16 protein-coding genes are annotated in these 17,370 nt (G+C 59.2%); 11 read left to right on the forward strand and 5 right to left on the reverse strand.

Features of this window, described 5'->3' with window-relative positions:
- Positions 1-120 precede the first annotated feature (120 nt).
- The 5 genes from CER19_RS12970 (at position 121) to CER19_RS12990 (ending at position 5,525) form a co-directional block, all read left to right on the forward strand.
- Positions 121-1,029 (forward strand): carbohydrate ABC transporter permease, encoded by a 909-nt coding sequence (locus CER19_RS12970; protein ID WP_003193765.1) that lies wholly within the window; start codon positions 121-123, stop codon positions 1,027-1,029.
- Positions 1,022-1,867, forward strand: coding sequence for a carbohydrate ABC transporter permease (locus CER19_RS12975; RefSeq protein ID WP_003193763.1), 846 nt, complete (start codon positions 1,022-1,024; stop codon positions 1,865-1,867). Before CER19_RS12970 ends, CER19_RS12975 begins: the two co-directional genes overlap by 8 nt.
- A gap of 2 nt (positions 1,868-1,869) precedes the next feature.
- The gene (locus tag CER19_RS12980) at positions 1,870-3,030 is read left to right on the forward strand and encodes an ABC transporter ATP-binding protein (protein WP_116666711.1); all 1,161 of its coding nucleotides are present in this window, start codon (positions 1,870-1,872) and stop codon (positions 3,028-3,030) included.
- Positions 3,031-3,234: 204 nt separating this feature from the next.
- Positions 3,235-4,581: a carbohydrate porin gene (locus CER19_RS12985; RefSeq protein WP_003193760.1), complete on the forward strand. Its 1,347-nt coding sequence runs from the start codon at positions 3,235-3,237 to the stop codon at positions 4,579-4,581.
- A 98-nt stretch (positions 4,582-4,679) separates the two neighbouring features.
- Positions 4,680-5,525, forward strand: coding sequence for a D-hexose-6-phosphate mutarotase (locus tag CER19_RS12990; protein ID WP_116666712.1), 846 nt, complete (start codon positions 4,680-4,682; stop codon positions 5,523-5,525).
- Positions 5,526-5,638: 113 nt separating this feature from the next.
- On the opposite strand, the gene CER19_RS12995 is transcribed toward CER19_RS12990, so the two are convergent.
- The gene (locus CER19_RS12995) at positions 5,639-6,499 is read right to left on the reverse strand and encodes a MurR/RpiR family transcriptional regulator (RefSeq protein WP_169856377.1); all 861 of its coding nucleotides are present in this window, start codon (positions 6,497-6,499) and stop codon (positions 5,639-5,641) included.
- 220 nt (positions 6,500-6,719) lie between these two features.
- Between CER19_RS12995 and zwf the strand changes: the two genes are divergently transcribed.
- From zwf to CER19_RS13010, 3 genes are read left to right on the forward strand one after another with little or no spacing between them, the layout of a single operon-like run.
- Complete coding sequence (gene zwf, locus CER19_RS13000) at positions 6,720-8,186, forward strand: glucose-6-phosphate dehydrogenase (RefSeq protein ID WP_044267731.1); 1,467 nt, start codon at positions 6,720-6,722, stop codon at positions 8,184-8,186.
- Positions 8,173-8,886 (forward strand): 6-phosphogluconolactonase, encoded by a 714-nt coding sequence (pgl, locus tag CER19_RS13005; RefSeq protein WP_116666713.1) that lies wholly within the window; start codon positions 8,173-8,175, stop codon positions 8,884-8,886. The genes zwf and pgl overlap by 14 nt, the downstream gene beginning before the upstream one ends.
- A gap of 17 nt (positions 8,887-8,903) precedes the next feature.
- On the forward strand, positions 8,904-9,569 hold the full coding sequence (locus tag CER19_RS13010; protein ID WP_116666714.1) for a bifunctional 4-hydroxy-2-oxoglutarate aldolase/2-dehydro-3-deoxy-phosphogluconate aldolase: 666 nt from the start codon (positions 8,904-8,906) through the stop codon (positions 9,567-9,569).
- Positions 9,570-9,774: 205 nt separating this feature from the next.
- Here the strand turns inward: CER19_RS13010 and CER19_RS13020 are convergent, their stop codons facing one another.
- Together CER19_RS13020 and CER19_RS13025 are read right to left on the reverse strand one after the other, a co-directional pair.
- Entirely contained in the window at positions 9,775-10,950 is a 1,176-nt protein-coding gene (locus tag CER19_RS13020; RefSeq protein ID WP_116666716.1) for an aminotransferase class V-fold PLP-dependent enzyme, read from the reverse strand.
- A gap of 10 nt (positions 10,951-10,960) precedes the next feature.
- Positions 10,961-11,197 carry a DUF3820 family protein gene (locus CER19_RS13025; protein ID WP_008056784.1) on the reverse strand — a complete coding sequence of 79 codons (237 nt, stop codon included), beginning with the start codon at positions 11,195-11,197 and terminating at the stop codon, positions 10,961-10,963.
- A gap of 204 nt (positions 11,198-11,401) precedes the next feature.
- On the opposite strand from CER19_RS13025, the gene CER19_RS13030 reads away from it, so the two are divergent.
- The gene (locus tag CER19_RS13030) at positions 11,402-11,869 is read left to right on the forward strand and encodes a PA2169 family four-helix-bundle protein (protein ID WP_003193748.1); all 468 of its coding nucleotides are present in this window, start codon (positions 11,402-11,404) and stop codon (positions 11,867-11,869) included.
- Between the two features lie 42 nt (positions 11,870-11,911).
- Here the strand turns inward: CER19_RS13030 and CER19_RS13035 are convergent, their stop codons facing one another.
- Together CER19_RS13035 and CER19_RS13040 are read right to left on the reverse strand one after the other, a co-directional pair.
- A complete protein-coding gene (locus CER19_RS13035; protein ID WP_003193747.1) occupies positions 11,912-12,382 on the reverse strand; it encodes a MaoC family dehydratase in 471 nt (156 codons plus the stop codon).
- 56 nt (positions 12,383-12,438) lie between these two features.
- Positions 12,439-13,383, reverse strand: coding sequence for an alpha/beta hydrolase (locus CER19_RS13040; protein WP_116666717.1), 945 nt, complete (start codon positions 13,381-13,383; stop codon positions 12,439-12,441).
- A gap of 220 nt (positions 13,384-13,603) precedes the next feature.
- Here CER19_RS13040 and fadD2 point away from each other — a divergent pair, with 220 nt between their 5' ends.
- Positions 13,604-15,292 carry a long-chain-fatty-acid--CoA ligase FadD2 gene (fadD2, locus tag CER19_RS13045; protein ID WP_116666718.1) on the forward strand — a complete coding sequence of 563 codons (1,689 nt, stop codon included), beginning with the start codon at positions 13,604-13,606 and terminating at the stop codon, positions 15,290-15,292.
- A 382-nt stretch (positions 15,293-15,674) separates the two neighbouring features.
- Positions 15,675-17,366: a long-chain-fatty-acid--CoA ligase FadD1 gene (gene fadD1, locus CER19_RS13050; protein ID WP_032895580.1), complete on the forward strand. Its 1,692-nt coding sequence runs from the start codon at positions 15,675-15,677 to the stop codon at positions 17,364-17,366.
- The last annotated feature ends 4 nt before the right edge of the window (positions 17,367-17,370 follow it).

Consider the following 17,370-nt stretch of genomic DNA (forward strand, 5'->3'; position numbering starts at 1 on the left):
GTGTATCAGACAGCATGTTTGGTGACTGACCTGCCGCTTTCGCGAGCAAGCCCGCTCCCACACGAACCGCGCACCAGACGGTTCACCTTGTAGTCCTTTTTCCCTGTACTGGATTTTCCCATGAGTTCTGTTGCTGTGTTCAGCAAGGCCTCGCCATTCGATGTGCTGCAGCGCTGGCTCCCTAAACTGGTGCTGGCGCCGAGCATGTTCATCGTGCTGGTGGGCTTTTATGGCTATATCCTGTGGACGTTCGTGCTGTCGTTCACCACCTCGACCTTCCTGCCCAGCTACAAATGGGCGGGCCTGGCACAGTATCAGCGGCTGTTCGACAACGACCGCTGGTGGGTAGCGAGCAAGAACCTGGCCGTGTTCGGCGGCATGTTCATCGGTATCACCCTGGTGATCGGCGTGCTGCTGGCGATTTTCCTCGACCAGAAAATCCGCCGCGAAGGCTTTATCCGCACCATTTACCTGTACCCGATGGCGCTCTCCATGATCGTCACCGGTACCGCCTGGAAATGGCTGCTCAACCCGGGCATGGGCCTGGACAAACTCCTGCGGGACTGGGGCTGGGAAGGCTTCCGTCTTGATTGGCTGATCGACCCCGACCGCGTGGTCTACTGCCTGGTGATCGCCGCTGTGTGGCAAGCCTCTGGCTTTATCATGGCGATGTTCCTCGCCGGCCTGCGCGGTGTTGATCAGTCGATTATCCGTGCTGCGCAGATCGACGGCGCGAGCCTGCCGCGTATCTACTGGAGCGTGGTGCTGCCCAGCCTGCGTCCGGTGTTCTTCAGTGCGGTGATGATCCTGGCGCACATTGCGATCAAGAGCTTCGACCTGGTGGCGGCAATGACCGCAGGCGGCCCGGGCTACTCCTCCGACCTGCCAGCGATGTTCATGTACTCGTTCACCTTCAGTCGCGGCCAGATGGGCATGGGCTCGGCCAGTGCAATCCTGATGCTCGGTGCGATCCTCGCGATCATCGTGCCGTACCTGTATTCCGAGCTGAGGACCAAGCGCAATGACTAGTCTCGCCGCCAAACCTGCCATCAGCCTGAGCCGCATCGCGATCTACGCGGTGTTGATCCTGGCGGTGCTGCTGTACCTGGTGCCGCTGGTGGTGATGCTGCTCACCAGCTTCAAGACCCCGGAAGACATCAGCACCGGTAACCTGCTGAGCTGGCCCACCGTGGTCAGCGGCATCGGCTGGGTCAAGGCCTGGGCCACCGTGGATGGCTACTTCTGGAACTCGATCAAGATCACTGTTCCTGCTGTGCTGATCTCTACCGCCATCGGCGCCTTGAACGGCTACGTGCTGTCGTTCTGGCGCTTCCGCGGTTCGCAGCTGTTCTTCGGCCTGTTGTTGTTCGGTTGCTTCCTGCCGTTCCAGACCGTGCTGCTGCCCGCGTCGTTCACCCTCGGCAAGATGGGCCTGGCCAGCACCACTACCGGCCTGGTGTTTATCCACGTGGTCTACGGCCTGGCGTTCACCACGCTGTTCTTCCGTAACTACTACGTGAGCATCCCGGATGCGCTGATCAAGGCAGCACGCCTGGACGGAGCGGGGTTCTTCACCATCTTCCGCCGGATCATCCTGCCGATGTCGACGCCGATCATCATGGTCTGCCTGATCTGGCAGTTCACCCAGATCTGGAACGACTTCCTGTTCGGTGTGGTGTTCTCCAGCGGCGACTCCCAGCCCATCACGGTGGCGCTGAACAACCTGGTCAACACCAGCACCGGGGCCAAGGAATATAACGTGGATATGGCGGCGGCGATGATCGCCGGGCTGCCGACCCTGCTGGTCTATGTGATCGCAGGCAAGTATTTCGTGCGCGGCCTCACGGCCGGCGCGGTCAAGGGGTAATCATGGCTACGCTTGAACTTCGCAATGTAAACAAGACCTATGGCGCCGGCCTGCCCGACACCTTGAAGAACATCGAACTGTCGATCAAGGAAGGCGAGTTCCTCATCCTGGTCGGCCCGTCGGGCTGTGGTAAATCCACGCTGATGAACTGCATCGCCGGCCTTGAGACCATCACCGGCGGCGCGATCATGATCGGTGATCAAGACGTGAGCGGCATGAGCCCCAAGGACCGCGACATCGCCATGGTGTTCCAGTCCTACGCGCTGTACCCGACCATGAGCGTGCGCGAGAACATCGAGTTCGGCCTCAAGATCCGCAAGATGCCGCAAGCCGACATCGACGCCGAAGTGGCGCGCGTAGCCAAGTTGCTGCAGATCGAACACCTGCTCAACCGCAAGCCGGGCCAGTTGTCCGGTGGCCAGCAACAGCGCGTGGCCATGGGCCGTGCCCTGGCGCGTCGGCCGAAGATCTACCTGTTCGACGAACCGCTGTCCAACCTCGACGCCAAGCTGCGCGTCGAGATGCGCACCGAAATGAAGCTGATGCACCAGCGTCTGAAAACCACCACCGTCTACGTGACCCACGACCAGATCGAAGCGATGACCCTGGGCGACAAAGTGGCGGTGATGAAGGACGGCATCATCCAGCAATTCGGCACCCCGAAGGAAATTTACAACGACCCGGCCAACCTGTTTGTGGCAAGCTTTATCGGTTCACCACCGATGAACTTCGTTCCCATGCGCCTAAAACGCCAGAACGGTGGTCTGGTCGCGCTGCTTGACAGCGGCCAGGCCCGTTGCGAGTTGCCGCTGGGCATGAACGACGCCGGGCTTGAAGACCGCGATGTGATCCTGGGCCTGCGCCCGGAGCAGATCGTGCTGGCAGCGGGCGAGGGCAATGGCTCGTCGAGCATTCGCGCCGAAGTGCAGGTGACCGAGCCCACCGGCCCGGACACCCTGGTGTTTGTGCAGCTCAACGACACCAAGGTCTGCTGCCGTTTGGCGCCGGACGTCGCGCCGCAGGTGGGCGAGACCCTGACGCTGCAATTCGACCCGGCCAAGGTGTTGCTGTTTGACGCCAAGACCGGTGAGCGATTGGGGACTGCTGCTGCGGTGCCGGCACAGGGGCATGCCGACAACGTGACCCAATTCAAGGGTCGCTAAAGCATCGTGTAGGAGCGAGCTTGCTCGCGAAGGTCGTTAACGGTAACGCGGGCATCCTGGATGAACGCAGTGACCTTGAGTTTTTCGCGAGCAAGCTCGCTCCTACAGTAATGTGATTAATGGTTAACTTGTTGTTTTGGCTAAAAAAATGTAACCCGCGTTAGATAAAAACAGTTTAATAACAATAAAGACGAGGATGTAGGGATGAAAAAGCAACACAACAACACCCGGCTGATCTGCCAACTGTCAGCGGCAGCAGCCCTTGTATTGTCCGCCAATGCGATGGCGGCCGATGCATTCAGCGCCGATTCCAAGTGGATGACCGGTGATTGGGGCGGCGAGCGTACCAAGCTGATCGAGCAAGGTATCGACATCAAGGCCGACTACGTGGGCGAGATGGGCTACAACGCCCACGGCGGCTACAACGACGACAAGACCGGTCGCTACTCCGACCAGTTCGGTCTGGGCGTGGCGCTGGACCTGCAAAAACTGTGGGGCTGGGATAACACCCAGGCCAAGATTCAGTTGACCAATCGTAATGGCCAGAACATCTCCAATGACCGCATTGGCGACCCGCGTGCCGGCACCTTGAGTTCCTCGCAAGAAGTGTATGGCCGTGGCCACATGGTGCGCCTGACCCAGTTCTGGATTCAGCACCAGATGTTCGACAACAAGCTGGACGTGAAGCTGGGTTACTTCGGTGAAGGCGAAGACTTCAACACCTTCCCTTGCGACTTCCAGAACCTGTCGTTCTGCGGCTCCCAGGTCGGTAACTACGTCAATACCTGGTACAACTGGCCGGTCGCCCAGGCCGCTATCCGCGTGAAGTACAACATTACACCTGAGCTGTATGCGCAAATCGGTGCCTACAACCAGAACCCGTCGCAACTGGAGCACGGCAACGGCTTCAAGCTCAGCGGCAGTGGTACCAAGGGCACCGTGATCCCGGTGGAATTGGTCTGGTCGCCGAAGGTTAATAACCTGCCGGGCGAATACCGTGTGGGCTTCTATAAAAGTGCGGCCGATGCTCCGGATGTACGTGAAGACGTCAACGGTAACGATGCGGTCCTCAGCGGCGCCGACTTCCGTACCCGCAGCAGCAAGAAAGGCTACTGGTTCGTTGCGCAACAGCAACTCACCACCCATAACGGCGACGCTTCCCGTGGCCTGAACATTGCAGCCAACGCGACCTTCCATGACAAGGAAACCAACCTGGTCGACAACTACCAGTCGTTGATGCTCGTGTACAAAGGCCCATTCGACGCGCGTCCAAAAGATGACGTCGGCATTGGCGTCGCTCGCCTGCATGTCAACAATGATGTGAAGAAGAACTCTGAGCTGCTCAACGACGCCAGAGGCGTGAGCGACTACGACAATCCGCTGTACACGCCGATTCGTGAGACTGAGTACAACGTCGAACTCAACTACGGTTTCCACGTCACCAACTGGCTGACTGTGCGTCCGAACCTGCAGTACGTTGTCCAGCCTGGCGGCGTGGATAAAGTCGACAACGCGCTGGTAGCGGGCCTGAAAATTCAGTCTACGTTCTAACGCTGTTGCGATAAGCTCCTCTCTCTGTGCGCATTTGCGGGTAGCCATGGCTATCCGCTTTTTTTTGGCTTGCACTGTGATATTCGGAACCTGTGCACATGCATGAGCAACCGCTGCAACGCTTTTTCAAATCCCTGCGCGAGCGTCCGGTGTTCGCCTGGGAGCGCTTTCAGATGCGCGATGTGTTGGTGATCGACCATCCGCTCTGCCAGGCGGTGTTCAGTCGTCAGGGCGCGCAACTGTTGCATTTTCAGCCCACCGGCCAGAAGCCGTGGCTGTGGTGCGCGGCCAAGTGGCCACAGGTCGGCGCCATTCGGGGCGGTGTGCCGGTGTGCTGGCCGTGGTATGGCCGCCACCCCAGCGAAAATGCCTGGCCTTCCCACGGTTGGGCGCGCTTGATCGACTGGAAACTGCTCGACAGCAGCACCGATGACGACGGCGTGCGCCTGCACTGGCAATTGCAACTGTGCGACTGGCAGGTGGATTTGCACGCGCACCTGGGCGACACCCTGGAACTGCGCCTGAGCACCGAGCATCACGACGAGCTGCCGTGCCAGTTGAGTCATGCATTGCACGCTTACTGGCGTATTGGTCACGTTGATGAGGTAGCGCTGTCTGGGCTTGAAGGGGCGCAAGGTTACGACCAGCTCAATCGCCAGGTTTGCCAGCAGGAAGGTGACTTGCGGGTCGATGGCGGATGCCAGCGGGTGTTCCAGCATGAGGGCGAATTGCAGCTCAAGGACCACGCCTGGCAGCGTGAACTGTGCATCGACACTGGCGACAGCGCCGACACGGTGGTGTGGCACCCGGGGAGCCGGCCGCTGTTGGGTGTGAGCTTTAACGAAGCGTCAGGGTTTGTGTGCGTAGAGGCGGCGATGGCGGCGGCGAGCCTGGCGCCGGGGGAGAGGGCCCATTTGAGTTTGCAGGCCAGGGCTGGCGTTTAGCGGTGTGGCTGATGGCGCTATCGCAGGCAAGCCAGCTTCCACATTTGGAATGCATCCCCCTGTGGGAGCTGGCTTGCCTGCGATAGGGCCGGTACTGCTGGTAGAGCTGCCTGCTAGTTGAACTCATCCCCCACCGGATACCGGCTGTCATTCAAGCTCTCTTTGATCTTGCGCAAATGCGGCTGGAAATCCACCCCGCGACGCAAGGTCATGCCGGTCGCCAGCACATCCAGCACCGTCAACTGGATAATCCGAGAAGTCATCGGCATGTAGATATCGGTGTCTTCCGGCAACGGGATGTTCAGGCTCACCGTACTGGCCTTGGCCAGCGGCGAGTTCTCGGCGGTTACGCCCAGCACTGACGCACCGTTTTCCCGAGCGATACGCGCCACTTCCACCAGTTCGCGGGTACGGCCGGTGTAGGAAATGATCACGAACAACTCACCGGTGTGCGCCACCGAGGCGATCATGCGTTGCATCAGCACGTCGGCATGGGCGGTCACCGCCAGGTTGAAGCGGAAGAACTTGTGCAAGGCATCCATGGCCACGGGAGCCGAAGCGCCCAGGCCAAAGAAGTGGATTTGCCGCGCCTGGATCAACAAGTCCACGGCCTTGCTGATCAGCGCCGGGTCCAGGGCCTGGCACGCACTGTCCAGGGATGCAATGGCGCTGCCAAAGATCTTCTGGGTGTAGGCCTCGGGGTTATCATCGGCCTCCACGGCGCGGCTGACATACGCGGCGCCACTGGCCAGGCTTTGCGCCAACTGCAATTTAAGTTCAGGGTAACCGCTGACACCGAACGAACGGCAGAAACGGTTGACCGTCGGTTCACTGACCGAAGCGGCCTGGGCGAGGGCGGCGATCGAGAAGCGTGTGGCCTGCTGCGGGTTGAGCAGGATCACTTCAGCGACTTTGCGCTCGGCCTTGTTCAATTCTTCGAGGCGGTTCCGGATCTGTTCCAGAAGATTTCGCACGCGGTCCATTCAGTCTTTCCTTCGGGCGACGATGCAAATAAAAAGGCGGTAACCAATCGATGAGTGGCTTTTCGCGGTGGCCTATCCTACTGAGGGTAGCTGAACACCACCACTCGCAATGCGTATTTCGGGAAAATGTTGTGGTTATTACTACATTTTTCCTTGAGTGATGCCTTGAAAAAAGGTATTTGTAGCTTAACTTGATAAAAGAACAAACATCATGCCTTCGATAACCGTGGAACCCTGCACCTTTGCCCTGTTTGGCGCCTTGGGTGATCTGGCGCTGCGCAAGTTATTTCCTGCCCTTTATCAACTCGATGGCGCCGGGTTGCTGCACGACGACACACGCATCCTGGCCCTGGCCCGTGAGGCCGGCTCCGAGCAGCAACACCTGGCCCATATCGAAAAAGAATTGCGTAAATACGTCGGCAAGGAGCTTGACGAAGCCGTGGCCCAGCGTTTCCTCGCACGCCTGGCTTATGTGCATGTCGACTTCATGAAAGCCGACGACTACGTCGCCCTGGCCGAAAAAGCCGGCAGCGATCAGCGCCTGATTGCCTACTTCGCCACCCCGGCGGCGGTGTACGGCGCGATCTGCGAAAACCTGTCCAAGGTCGGCCTGGCGGAAAATACCCGCGTAGTGCTGGAAAAACCCATCGGTTCGGACCTGGAGTCGTCGCGCAAGGTCAACGACGCCGTGGCGCAGTTCTTTCCGGAAAACCGCACCTACCGCATCGACCACTACTTGGGCAAAGAGACGGTGCAGAACCTGATCGCCCTGCGTTTCGCCAACAGCCTGTTCGAAACCCAGTGGAATCAGAACTACATCTCCCACGTGGAAATCACCGTGGCCGAGCAGGTTGGTATCGAAGGCCGTTGGGGTTACTTCGACAAGGCTGGCCAGCTGCGCGACATGATCCAGAACCACCTGTTGCAACTGCTTTGCCTGATTGCCATGGACCCGCCCGCCGACCTGTCTGCCGACAGCATCCGCGACGAGAAGGTCAAGGTGCTCAAGGCCCTGGCGCCGATCAGTCCCGAGGGCCTGACCACCCAGGTAGTCCGTGGCCAGTACATCGCCGGCTACAGCGCCGGTAAAGCCGTGCCGGGTTACCTGGAAGAAGACAACTCCAACACCCAGAGCGACACCGAGACGTTCGTTGCCCTGCGTGCTGATATCCGTAACTGGCGTTGGGCCGGCGTGCCGTTCTACCTGCGTACCGGTAAGCGTATGCCGCAAAAGCTGTCGCAGATTGTTATCCACTTCAAGGAACCGTCCCACTACATCTTCGCTCCCGAGCAGCGCCTGCAGATCAGCAACAAGCTGATCATCCGCCTGCAGCCGGACGAAGGCATTTCCTTGCGTGTGATGACCAAGGAGCAGGGCCTGGACAAGGGCATGCAACTGCGTAGCGGGCCACTGCAACTGAATTTTTCCGACACCTATCGCAGCGCACGCATCCCCGATGCCTACGAGCGATTGTTGCTGGAAGTGATGCGCGGCAATCAGAACCTGTTTGTTCGCAAAGATGAAATCGAAGCCGCGTGGAAGTGGTGTGACCAACTGATCGCCGGGTGGAAAAAATCCGGTGATGCGCCCAAGCCGTATGCGGCGGGGTCCTGGGGGCCGATGAGCTCCATTGCACTGATCACGCGGGATGGGAGGTCGTGGTATGGCGATATCTGAATTGAAACTGCCTCAGGGCGTCACTGCCCATGAGTACCGTACGCCTGCGCTGCTGGCCGATGGCCTGGCCAATGACGTGGCTGAACAACTGCGCGCGGCCATCAGTGCCCGTGGCGAGGCGACGTTGGTGGTGTCCGGTGGCCGCAGCCCCGTGGCGTTTTTCCAGAACCTGGCCAAGCAGGGCCTGGACTGGTCCAAGGTCACCATCACTCTGGCCGATGAGCGCTGGGTGCCGGTCGAACACGCCGACAGCAATGCTGGCCTGTTGAAGCAACATTTGCTGCAAGGTCCGGCGGCCAAGGCGAAGTTCTTGAGCCTGTACAGCCCCGCTGCCAACCTTGAAGATGCTGCCGAGCAGGCCGATCGCCTGCTGGGCGAGTTGCCAGCCATTGATGTGCTGGTGTTGGGCATGGGCGATGACGGCCACACCGCATCGCTGTTCCCCAACAGCCCCAACCTGAGTGACGCGCTGAAGGCCGACGGTACCCGCCGTTGCTGGCCGATGCTTGCGCCCACGGTGCCGCACCAGCGCCTGACCATGAGTCGTGCGTTGCTGGCCACGGCCGACTACACCGTGCTGTCGATTTCCGGCAGTTCGAAATTGACCACCTTGAGCGCCGCCCTGGCCAGCGACGATGTTGCTGCCATGCCGATTCGCGCGTTTTTGCAACCTACTCTAGAGATTTACTGGTGCCCATGAGCCAAGGATCAGCCGCTATGAAAAGCCCTCAACCGACCGTGTCCATGGCGGATAAAGTTGCCTTGATCGACAGCCTCTGCGCCAAGGCGCGGATCCTGCCGGGGATCACCATCGCCCGCGAGCAGGACATCCTGCCATTGGCCGACGCCCTGGCAGCCGGCGGTTTGACCGCGCTGGAAGTGACCCTGCGTTCCGAGTTCGGCCTCAAGGCCATTCAGGTCTTGCGCGAGCAACGTCCTGAACTGTGCACCGGTGCCGGTACCGTGCTCGACCGTCACATGCTCGAAGCGGCAGAAGTGGCAGGCTCGCAATTTATCGTCACCCCCGGCATCACCCGTGACTTGCTGGAAGCTTCGGTGCACAGCCCGATCCCGCTGCTGCCGGGCATCAGCAACGCCTCCGGCATCATGGAGGGCTACGGCCTGGGTTATCGCCGCTTCAAGCTGTTCCCGGCTGAAGTCAGCGGTGGTGTTGCTGCCATCAAGGCCCTTGGCGGCCCGTTCGGCGAAGTGAAATTTTGCCCGACTGGCGGTGTTGGCCCAGCCAACATCAAGAGCTACATGGCGTTGAAAAACGTGATGTGCGTGGGGGGCAGCTGGATGCTGGATCCGGAGTGGGTCAAGAACGGCGACTGGGCGCGTATCCAGGAAGTTACTGCCCAGGCGCTGGCGCTGCTGGACTGAACGGATTTATCGAATCGTTGTTGCTGTGCTTAACGGCATTTTTGCGGCGCACTTGGTCGGTGTGCCGCTTTTTTTTGCCTGTAAAAAACCTCAAAACCACCCTGGATCCAAATGTGGGAGCGGGCTTGCTCGCGAATGCGGTGGGTCAGTCAACGCATCTAGTGACTGGTATCGCGCCTTCGCGAGCAAGCCCGCTCCCACAGTTTTAATCTGTGTTTAGTTGGGTGATTGCGTGGACCAGCGCTTTGATGTCCGCCGCCGACGTCACCAGCCCCGGCGTCACCCGAATACAGGTGCCAAACGCTGCCCCCGTGCGCGTAGTGGTGAACAGGCCGTGCTCCTTGAGCAACCGGTCCACCATCGTCTGCTGATCACGCCCGATGAACTTGAAGGCCGTGATCCCGCAATACAGTCGGGGGTCATCCGAAGTCAGCACTTCAATCCCCACCAACGGCCGTACTTGGTTCACCCACAGGTTGCGCAGGTAATTGACGCGTGCGCCCTTGGCCGCAGCGCCACCCAATTGTCGATGCTCTTCAAACACCAGGGGCAAGGTCATCAGCGCCGGAAAGTTCGACGTGCTGTAGGACGTACGCGCTCGCACATCGGTGGCTGGGTAATGGAACTCGCCCATGTCCGGGTCGATATCGGCCAGGCGCTCCGGTGCGATGTACAAAAAGCCCAGGGTTAGCGGCGCGCCGATCCACTTGTGCAGGTTGAAGCCTGCGAACTGAATGCCCAGTTCGGCCAGGTTGAATTCGATCTGGCCCAAGGCGTGGGCGCCGTCGAGGATCACGTCGATTTCCCGTTCGCGCGCGGCCTTGGCAATGGCCGCAACCGGCATGACCAGGCCCGTACGGTGGGTCACATGGGTCAAGGCCATTAATTTCAGGCGCGGGTACTGCACAAACGCATCGTGATAAGTCTGCACCAGGCTGTCGAAACTGGCCGGGTGGGTGTGGGACACCTCTATTACTTTCACACCGCGAGTCGCTGCCAACCAGCGCATGGCGCCTTTGACCGTGTCGTACTCCAGGTCGCTGATCAGCACCTGGTCGCCCGGTTGCAGGCGGTTGTAGTTGCGGATCAGCGACTGCAAGGCTTCGGTGGCGTTGCGGGTGAAAGCCACCGACTCGGGGTCGACATCAATCAACCCGGCCAACTGGCGGCGTATCTCGTTGTTTTCACCCTGCTCAAAACGCTGGCGCACATGCACAGAGTTACTGCGGTTGATAAAGCTGATGTACTCAAGGTACTGGGCCTGCACCGCCCGGCTCATGCGCCCGAAGTAGCCGTTTTCCAGGTTGATCGGGCCGGGCTCGCACTCATAGCGCTGGGCGATGGCGTGCCAGTGCGGTTCGTTATCAGCATTCCTTGGCATGGTGAGTCTCTTAGTGGCGGGGGGCAGGTTTACCGTGTTTGGCGCGCAGCGGTTCGAGCAATTCGGACAGACCGTTGTGGTCGATTTCCTGCATCAAGGCCAGCAAACCGCCCAGTTCGCCGTGGGGGAAACCTTCGCGGGCGAACCAATTCAGGTAGGGCCCAGGCAGGTCGGCAATGATCCGGCCCTTGTATTTGCCGAAGGGCATTTGGCGGGTGATGAGCAGTTCGAGTTTTTCGGGATTCATGAGCGTCGTAAGGTTGAGGCCAGGCTTTCGAAAATACAGGCATTCTGCATGAAGGCCAAATGACAGATCATGCAAATAACCAACATACAGATGGTTCAATAATTCGTAACCCATTGAAAATAAACATAAAAATAATTTTTGAAAACCTGGCACGGGCACTGCAATAACCAAGGCAACCTTCTAACCCGTACAAGGAATTGAAAAATGACTGATATCAACAAAGAATCGATCTCCGTACTGAACGACCTGATCGAGACCAGCATCGACGGCCAAAAGGGTTTCAAGGAATGCGCTGAAGACATCAAGCATCCAGAACTCAAGGCTCTGTTTGCCAAGCGCTCCGCTGATTGCGCGACAGCCGCCGCTGAACTGAAAACGGCTGTGCGTGCCTTGGGTGGCGATCCTGAAGATTCCGGCAGCATGGCCGGCGCCCTGCACCGTGGCTGGGTCGACGTGAAGTCGATGGTCACCGGCAAGGACGAAGAGGCCGTATTGAACGAAGCCGAGCGCGGTGAAGACCACGCACTGAAGGCTTACAAGGAAGCGATCGAGAAGATCAACAAGCACAACCTGGTGGGCATTCGTGACTTGGTTGAGCGTCAGTACCACGGTGTACAGCGCAACCACGACCAGGTAAAAGCCCTGCGTAACCAGGCTCGCGCTCAGTCGTAAGCCCGCTCCCGCATTTGGTTTATGCACAGGCTGGAATTTAGATCAGCCGATGCTGATCGGCGGCAGCTCGGTCAAGGTCACGACTTGCTGCTTACGTGGCGCCAGAATCTCCGCTTCGCCATCGACTACCAGCTCATCACGCTGGTTGAACACTCGAGTGGCAATGCGCACGCGAAACTTCGGCAGTTTCTCGAGGATTTCCAAGCGCACGGTCAGGGTGTCGCCGATCTTCACCGGCTTCTGAAAGGTCATCTGCTGGCCGATGTAAATCGTGCCCGGCCCAGGCAGTTCGCAGGCCACTGCCGCGCTGATCAGCGCACCGCTGAACATGCCGTGGGCAATCCGCTCCTTGAACATGGTCGCCTTGGCGTATTCAGCGTCCAGGTGCACCGGGTTGTGGTCACCCGACATGGCGGCGAACAGCTGGATATCGCGCTCTTCGACGGTTTTGCTGAAGCTGGCAGTCTGGCCCACTTCAAGCGCTTCGTACGGGGTGTTGGTTACCTGGGTCATCTCAAGGTGCATCCTGTGGCTTAACGGTAATTAATCGGCTGATTTTAAAGCAAAAACTATTCGCAGCGGGTGGGCCTGCGCAACGCCAGCGCCTGTTCGAACCAGGCCAGCAGGTCGGCGGTGACTTCATTACGGTTGGTTTCGTTGAATACTTCATGGCGCGCCTGCGGGTAGAGCGTCAATTGCACGTCCTGGCAACCGGCCTCACGCAGGGCATGGGCCAGGTTTTTCAGACGCTTGCCTTCACTCACCGGATCACAATCGCCGCCCATCACCAGGATCGGCAGGCCTGGATCGATCTGCGCCAGGTTGGAGACTTTGCTGATCTGCTGCAAGCCGCCCAGCAGGTCGATCCACAGTTGATTGGTGCAACGGAAGCCACAGAGTGGGTCGTTGATGTAGTTGTCCACTTCAGCCGGGTCGCGGCTGAGCCAGTCGAATTGGGTGCGATTGGGTTTGAAGGCTTTGTTGAATGAACCGAACGACAAGAAGTCGATCAACGCACTGCGTCCTCGCAGGCCTTGGCGTGCTCGCTCGATGCGCGCAATGATTTGCGCTGCACGGTAGAGCGCCACCGGCTGGAAATTCGAGCCGCTGAGTATTGCGCCATGCAAGCTGGCGCTGTGATGCAGCAAGTATGCCTGGGAGATATAGCTGCCCATGCTGTGGCCCAGCAAGATGATCGGCAGCCCGGGATGCTGTTGGCCGATGTGCTGATTAAGGCTGGCCAGATCGCCCACTACTTTGTTCCAGCCATCCGTTTCGGCATACAGCCCAACGGTGCCGGCCTCTGCGGTACGGCCATGCCCGCGCTGGTCCAGCGCATACACACCCAGGCCTGCCTCACACAATGCCTGTGCCAGGCGCGCATAGCGGCCGCCATGCTCGGCCATGCCATGGGAGATCATCACCACGGCCTTGGGCGGGCCGTCGGGCATCCATTGGTTGACGTACAGACGCGTGTGGTCGTTCGCGGTCAGCCAGAAGGTGCTGTGGTTCATGGCGGCTTCCTTTGCTCAGGGTGGTTGCATTGTATAGCTCATCCGGCGTGGGGCGGGGTATCTGCCTACACCTTAGGTACAAGATTCATACAATCAATGACACAGTTGCGCATCTTGCCTGTTTGGCCATAGCTGCTAACTTCCCCAAAGCTCCGCTTCTTATTGCTGCACATTTTGCATGGCAGCGGCCAGACACACTCAGGTAAAGAGGACAAGAATAATGCAACCTGATTTCTGGAATGACAAACGTGCGGCGGGAGTCCCCAATGCCATCGACCTCAGCACCTACAAGTCGGTGATCGAGGTCTTCGAGCGTTCCTGCAAGACCTTTGCCGACCGTCCGGCATTCAGCAGCATGGGCATTACGCTTACCTACGCTGAACTTGAGCGCCAGAGTGCGGCGTTTGCCGGTTACCTGCAGCAGCACACCGACCTCAAGCCCGGTGAGCGCATCGCGGTGCAGCTGCCCAACGTGCTGCATTACCCGGTTGCGGTGTTCGGCGCACTGCGCGCCGGGCTGATCGTGGTCAACACCAACCCGCTTTATACCCCGCGCGAGATGCGCCACCAGTTCAAGGATGCCGGTGTGCGGGCGCTGGTCTATCTCAACCTGTTCGGTTCGCGGGTGCAGGAGGTGTGCACCGACACCGAAATCGACTACCTGATCGAAGCCAAGATGGGCGACTTCATGCCCGCCGCCAAAGGCTGGCTGGTCAACACCGTGGTCGACAAAGTCAAGAAGATGGTCCCGGCCTACCACCTGCCGCGGGCGGTGTCATTCAAGCGCGCCCTGCGCATGGGCGCGGGCCTTGGAGTGACGCGCCATCCGGTGACCCTGGACGATGTCGCCGTGCTGCAATACACCGGCGGCACCACTGGGCTGGCCAAGGGCGCGATGCTCACCCACGGCAACCTGGTGGCGAACATGCAGCAGGTGCGGGCGTGCATGTCGCAACGGGGCGACGACGGCCATCCGCTGATCAAGGAAGGGCAGGAGGTGATGATTGCACCGCTGCCGCTGTACCACATCTATGCATTCACGGCCAATTGCATGTGCATGATGGTCTCCGGTAACCACAACGTGCTGATCACCAACCCACGGGACATCGGCGGGTTTATCAAGGAGCTCAAGCAGTGGCAGTTCTCCGGCCTGTTGGGGCTGAACACACTGTTTGTGGCGCTGATGGACCACCCGGATTTCAAGACCCTGGATTTCTCCCACCTGAAGATCACCAACTCCGGCGGCACTGCCCTGGTCAAGTCCACGGCGGAACGCTGGGAGGCGCTGACCGGCTGCGCCATCGGCGAAGGCTACGGCCTCACCGAAACCTCGCCAGTGGCCAGTACCAACCCGTACGGCGGCCTGTCGCGCCTGGGTACCGTGGGCATCCCGGTGCCGGGTACGGCGATGAAAGTCGTGGATGACCTGGGGCAAGAACTGCCGTTGGGCGAGCGCGGCGAGCTGTGCATCCAGGGCCCACAAGTGATGAAGGGCTACTGGCAGCAACCGGCCGCCACCGCCGAAACCCTGGACGCCGATGGCTGGTTGAAGACCGGTGACATCGCGGTGATCGACACCGATGGCTACATCAGTATTGTGGATCGCAAGAAGGATTTGATCATCGTCTCGGGTTTCAACGTGTACCCCAACGAAATTGAAGACGTGATCATGGCCCATCCGGGCGTGGCCAACTGCGCCGTGATCGGCGTGCCGGACGAGCGCACGGGGGAGGCGGTGAAGCTGTTCGTGGTGGCACGGGCCCAGGGGGTGAGCCTTGAGGAGCTGAAGGCATATTGCAAGGCCAACTTCACGGGGTACAAGGTGCCCAAGCATATTGTGTTGAGGGAGTCGTTGCCGATGACACCGGTGGGCAAGATCTTGCGCCGGGAGCTGCGCGAGATCGCTTGAATTGAAATAGGGTCCAAAAAATGTGGGAGCTGGTTTGCCTGCGATAGCAGTGTTTCAGTCACCTGTTGAATTGACTGATCCACCGCTGTCGCAGGCAAGCCAGCTCCCACACTGTATTTTTCGCCCTTGAGAGCCTGTTCTAGAGCCATTTCTGGAGTTATAGAATTTTTGCTCTAAAAGTGACCATTGGATATTCTTGAGTCATGTTTATGACTGTAGGGCCCTCTTTTGGCTCTAGGCGGCCCTTGGCAAAGCTGCTACTCTCGGCGCGCTTTGTGACTTCTAGGCCTGCTTGAAAGCGCCAGACTCACCTAAAAACATACACCAATAATAATCGCATCAAATGCGATGATGAATTCGCGTCGCTGAGGAGTGGGCTTCCATGAATGAAGACTTTTGGAAGGATAAGTACCCCGCCGGGATTGCTGCACAGATCAATCCAGACGAGTATCCGAATATTCAGGCGGTACTGAAGCAGTCCTGCCAGCGCTTCGCTAACAAACCGGCTTTCAGCAACCTGGGCAAGACAATCACCTACGGTGAACTGTACGAGTTGTCCGGCGCATTCGCCGCGTATTTGCAACAGCATACCGACTTGAAGCCTGGCGATCGAATCGCCGTGCAACTGCCCAACGTTCTGCAATACCCCGTCGCTGTATTCGGTGCCATCCGCGCCGGCCTGATCGTGGTTAACACCAACCCGCTGTACACCGCGCGGGAAATGGAACACCAATTCAATGATTCCGGGGCCAAGGCCCTGGTTTGCCTGGCCAACATGGCGCACCTGGCTGAAAAAGTCGTGCCCAAGACCGCCGTCAAGCATGTGATCGTCACCGAAGTTGCCGACCTGCTCTCGCCCTTCAAGCGCGTGCTGATCAACAGCGTGATCAAGTACGTGAAGAAAATGGTCCCGGCCTATCATCTACCCCAGGCCATCAAGTTCAACGACGTACTCGCCAAGGGCCATGGCCAGCCGGTCAACGATGCCAGCCCGGCCAGCGGCGATGTGGCCGTGTTGCAATACACCGGCGGTACCACCGGCGTGGCCAAGGGCGCCATGCTGACCCACCGCAACCTCGTCGCCAACATGCTGCAATGCAAGGCGCTGATGGGCTCCAACCTCAACGAAGGCTGCGAGATCCTGATCACGCCGCTGCCGCTGTACCACATCTATGCCTTCACCTTTCATTGCATGGCGATGATGCTGATCGGCAACCACAACATCCTGATCAGCAACCCGCGCGACCTGCCGGCGATGGTCAAGGAACTGTCGAAGTGGAAGTTCAGTGGCTTCGTCGGCCTCAACACCCTGTTCGTGGCGCTGTGCAACAACGAAGGTTTCCGCAAGCTGGACTTCTCTGCGCTGAAGGTCACCCTATCGGGGGGCATGGCGTTGCAACTGGCTGCGGCGGAGCGTTGGAAGGCCGTCACCGGCTGCGCGATCTGCGAAGGCTACGGCATGACCGAAACCAGCCCGGTGGCCACGGTCAATCCGATACAGCACATCCAGATTGGCACCATTGGCATTCCGGTGCCTTCCACTGCGTGTAAAGTCATCGCCGACGACGGTACCGAGCTTGCACTGGGCGAAACCGGCGAGCTGTGTGTGAAAGGTCCGCAAGTGATGAAGGGCTACTGGCAGCGCCAGGACGCTACCGACGAGATGCTCGACAGCGAAGGTTGGCTGAAGACCGGCGACATCGCGATTATCCAGCCAGACGGCTACATGCGTATCGTCGACCGCAAGAAGGACATGATTCTGGTCTCCGGCTTCAACGTCTACCCCAACGAGCTGGAAGACGTGCTGGCGGGCCTGCCCGGCGTGCTGCAGTGTGCGGCCATCGGCGTACCGGATGAAAAATCCGGCGAGCACATCAAGTTGTTCATCGTGGTCAAGCCAGGGGCCACCCTGACCAAGGACCAGGTGATGGAACACATGCGCGCCAACGTCACCGGCTACAAGGTGCCCAAGGCCGTGGAGTTCCGTGATGCGTTGCCGACCACCAACGTGGGCAAGATCCTGCGGCGTGAATTGCGTGATGAAGAACTGAAGAAACTTGGTCTTAAAAAGTAACCTA

This window comes from Pseudomonas sp. GL93 (assembly GCF_003408955.1).
Lineage (GTDB): Bacteria > Pseudomonadota > Gammaproteobacteria > Pseudomonadales > Pseudomonadaceae > Aquipseudomonas > Aquipseudomonas paracarnis.

Excerpts from the sequence above, each read along its gene's own strand:
- fadD2 (WP_116666718.1), top strand. The coding sequence starts at position 13,604 with ATGCAACCTGATTTCTGGAATGACAAACGTGCGGCGGGAGTCCCCAAT.
- CER19_RS13040 (WP_116666717.1), bottom strand. The coding sequence starts at position 13,383 with ATGAACCACAGCACCTTCTGGCTGACCGCGAACGACCACACGCGTCTG.
- CER19_RS13030 (WP_003193748.1), top strand. The coding sequence starts at position 11,402 with ATGACTGATATCAACAAAGAATCGATCTCCGTACTGAACGACCTGATC.
- CER19_RS13025 (WP_008056784.1), bottom strand. The coding sequence starts at position 11,197 with ATGAATCCCGAAAAACTCGAACTGCTCATCACCCGCCAAATGCCCTTC.
- CER19_RS12985 (WP_003193760.1), top strand. The coding sequence starts at position 3,235 with ATGAAAAAGCAACACAACAACACCCGGCTGATCTGCCAACTGTCAGCG.
- CER19_RS12980 (WP_116666711.1), top strand. The coding sequence starts at position 1,870 with ATGGCTACGCTTGAACTTCGCAATGTAAACAAGACCTATGGCGCCGGC.
- zwf (WP_044267731.1), top strand. The coding sequence starts at position 6,720 with ATGCCTTCGATAACCGTGGAACCCTGCACCTTTGCCCTGTTTGGCGCC.
- CER19_RS13010 (WP_116666714.1), top strand. The coding sequence starts at position 8,904 with ATGAAAAGCCCTCAACCGACCGTGTCCATGGCGGATAAAGTTGCCTTG.
- fadD1 (WP_032895580.1), top strand. The coding sequence starts at position 15,675 with ATGAATGAAGACTTTTGGAAGGATAAGTACCCCGCCGGGATTGCTGCA.
- pgl (WP_116666713.1), top strand. The coding sequence starts at position 8,173 with ATGGCGATATCTGAATTGAAACTGCCTCAGGGCGTCACTGCCCATGAG.
- CER19_RS12970 (WP_003193765.1), top strand. The coding sequence starts at position 121 with ATGAGTTCTGTTGCTGTGTTCAGCAAGGCCTCGCCATTCGATGTGCTG.
- CER19_RS12975 (WP_003193763.1), top strand. The coding sequence starts at position 1,022 with ATGACTAGTCTCGCCGCCAAACCTGCCATCAGCCTGAGCCGCATCGCG.
- CER19_RS12990 (WP_116666712.1), top strand. The coding sequence starts at position 4,680 with ATGCATGAGCAACCGCTGCAACGCTTTTTCAAATCCCTGCGCGAGCGT.
- CER19_RS13020 (WP_116666716.1), bottom strand. The coding sequence starts at position 10,950 with ATGCCAAGGAATGCTGATAACGAACCGCACTGGCACGCCATCGCCCAG.
- CER19_RS13035 (WP_003193747.1), bottom strand. The coding sequence starts at position 12,382 with ATGACCCAGGTAACCAACACCCCGTACGAAGCGCTTGAAGTGGGCCAG.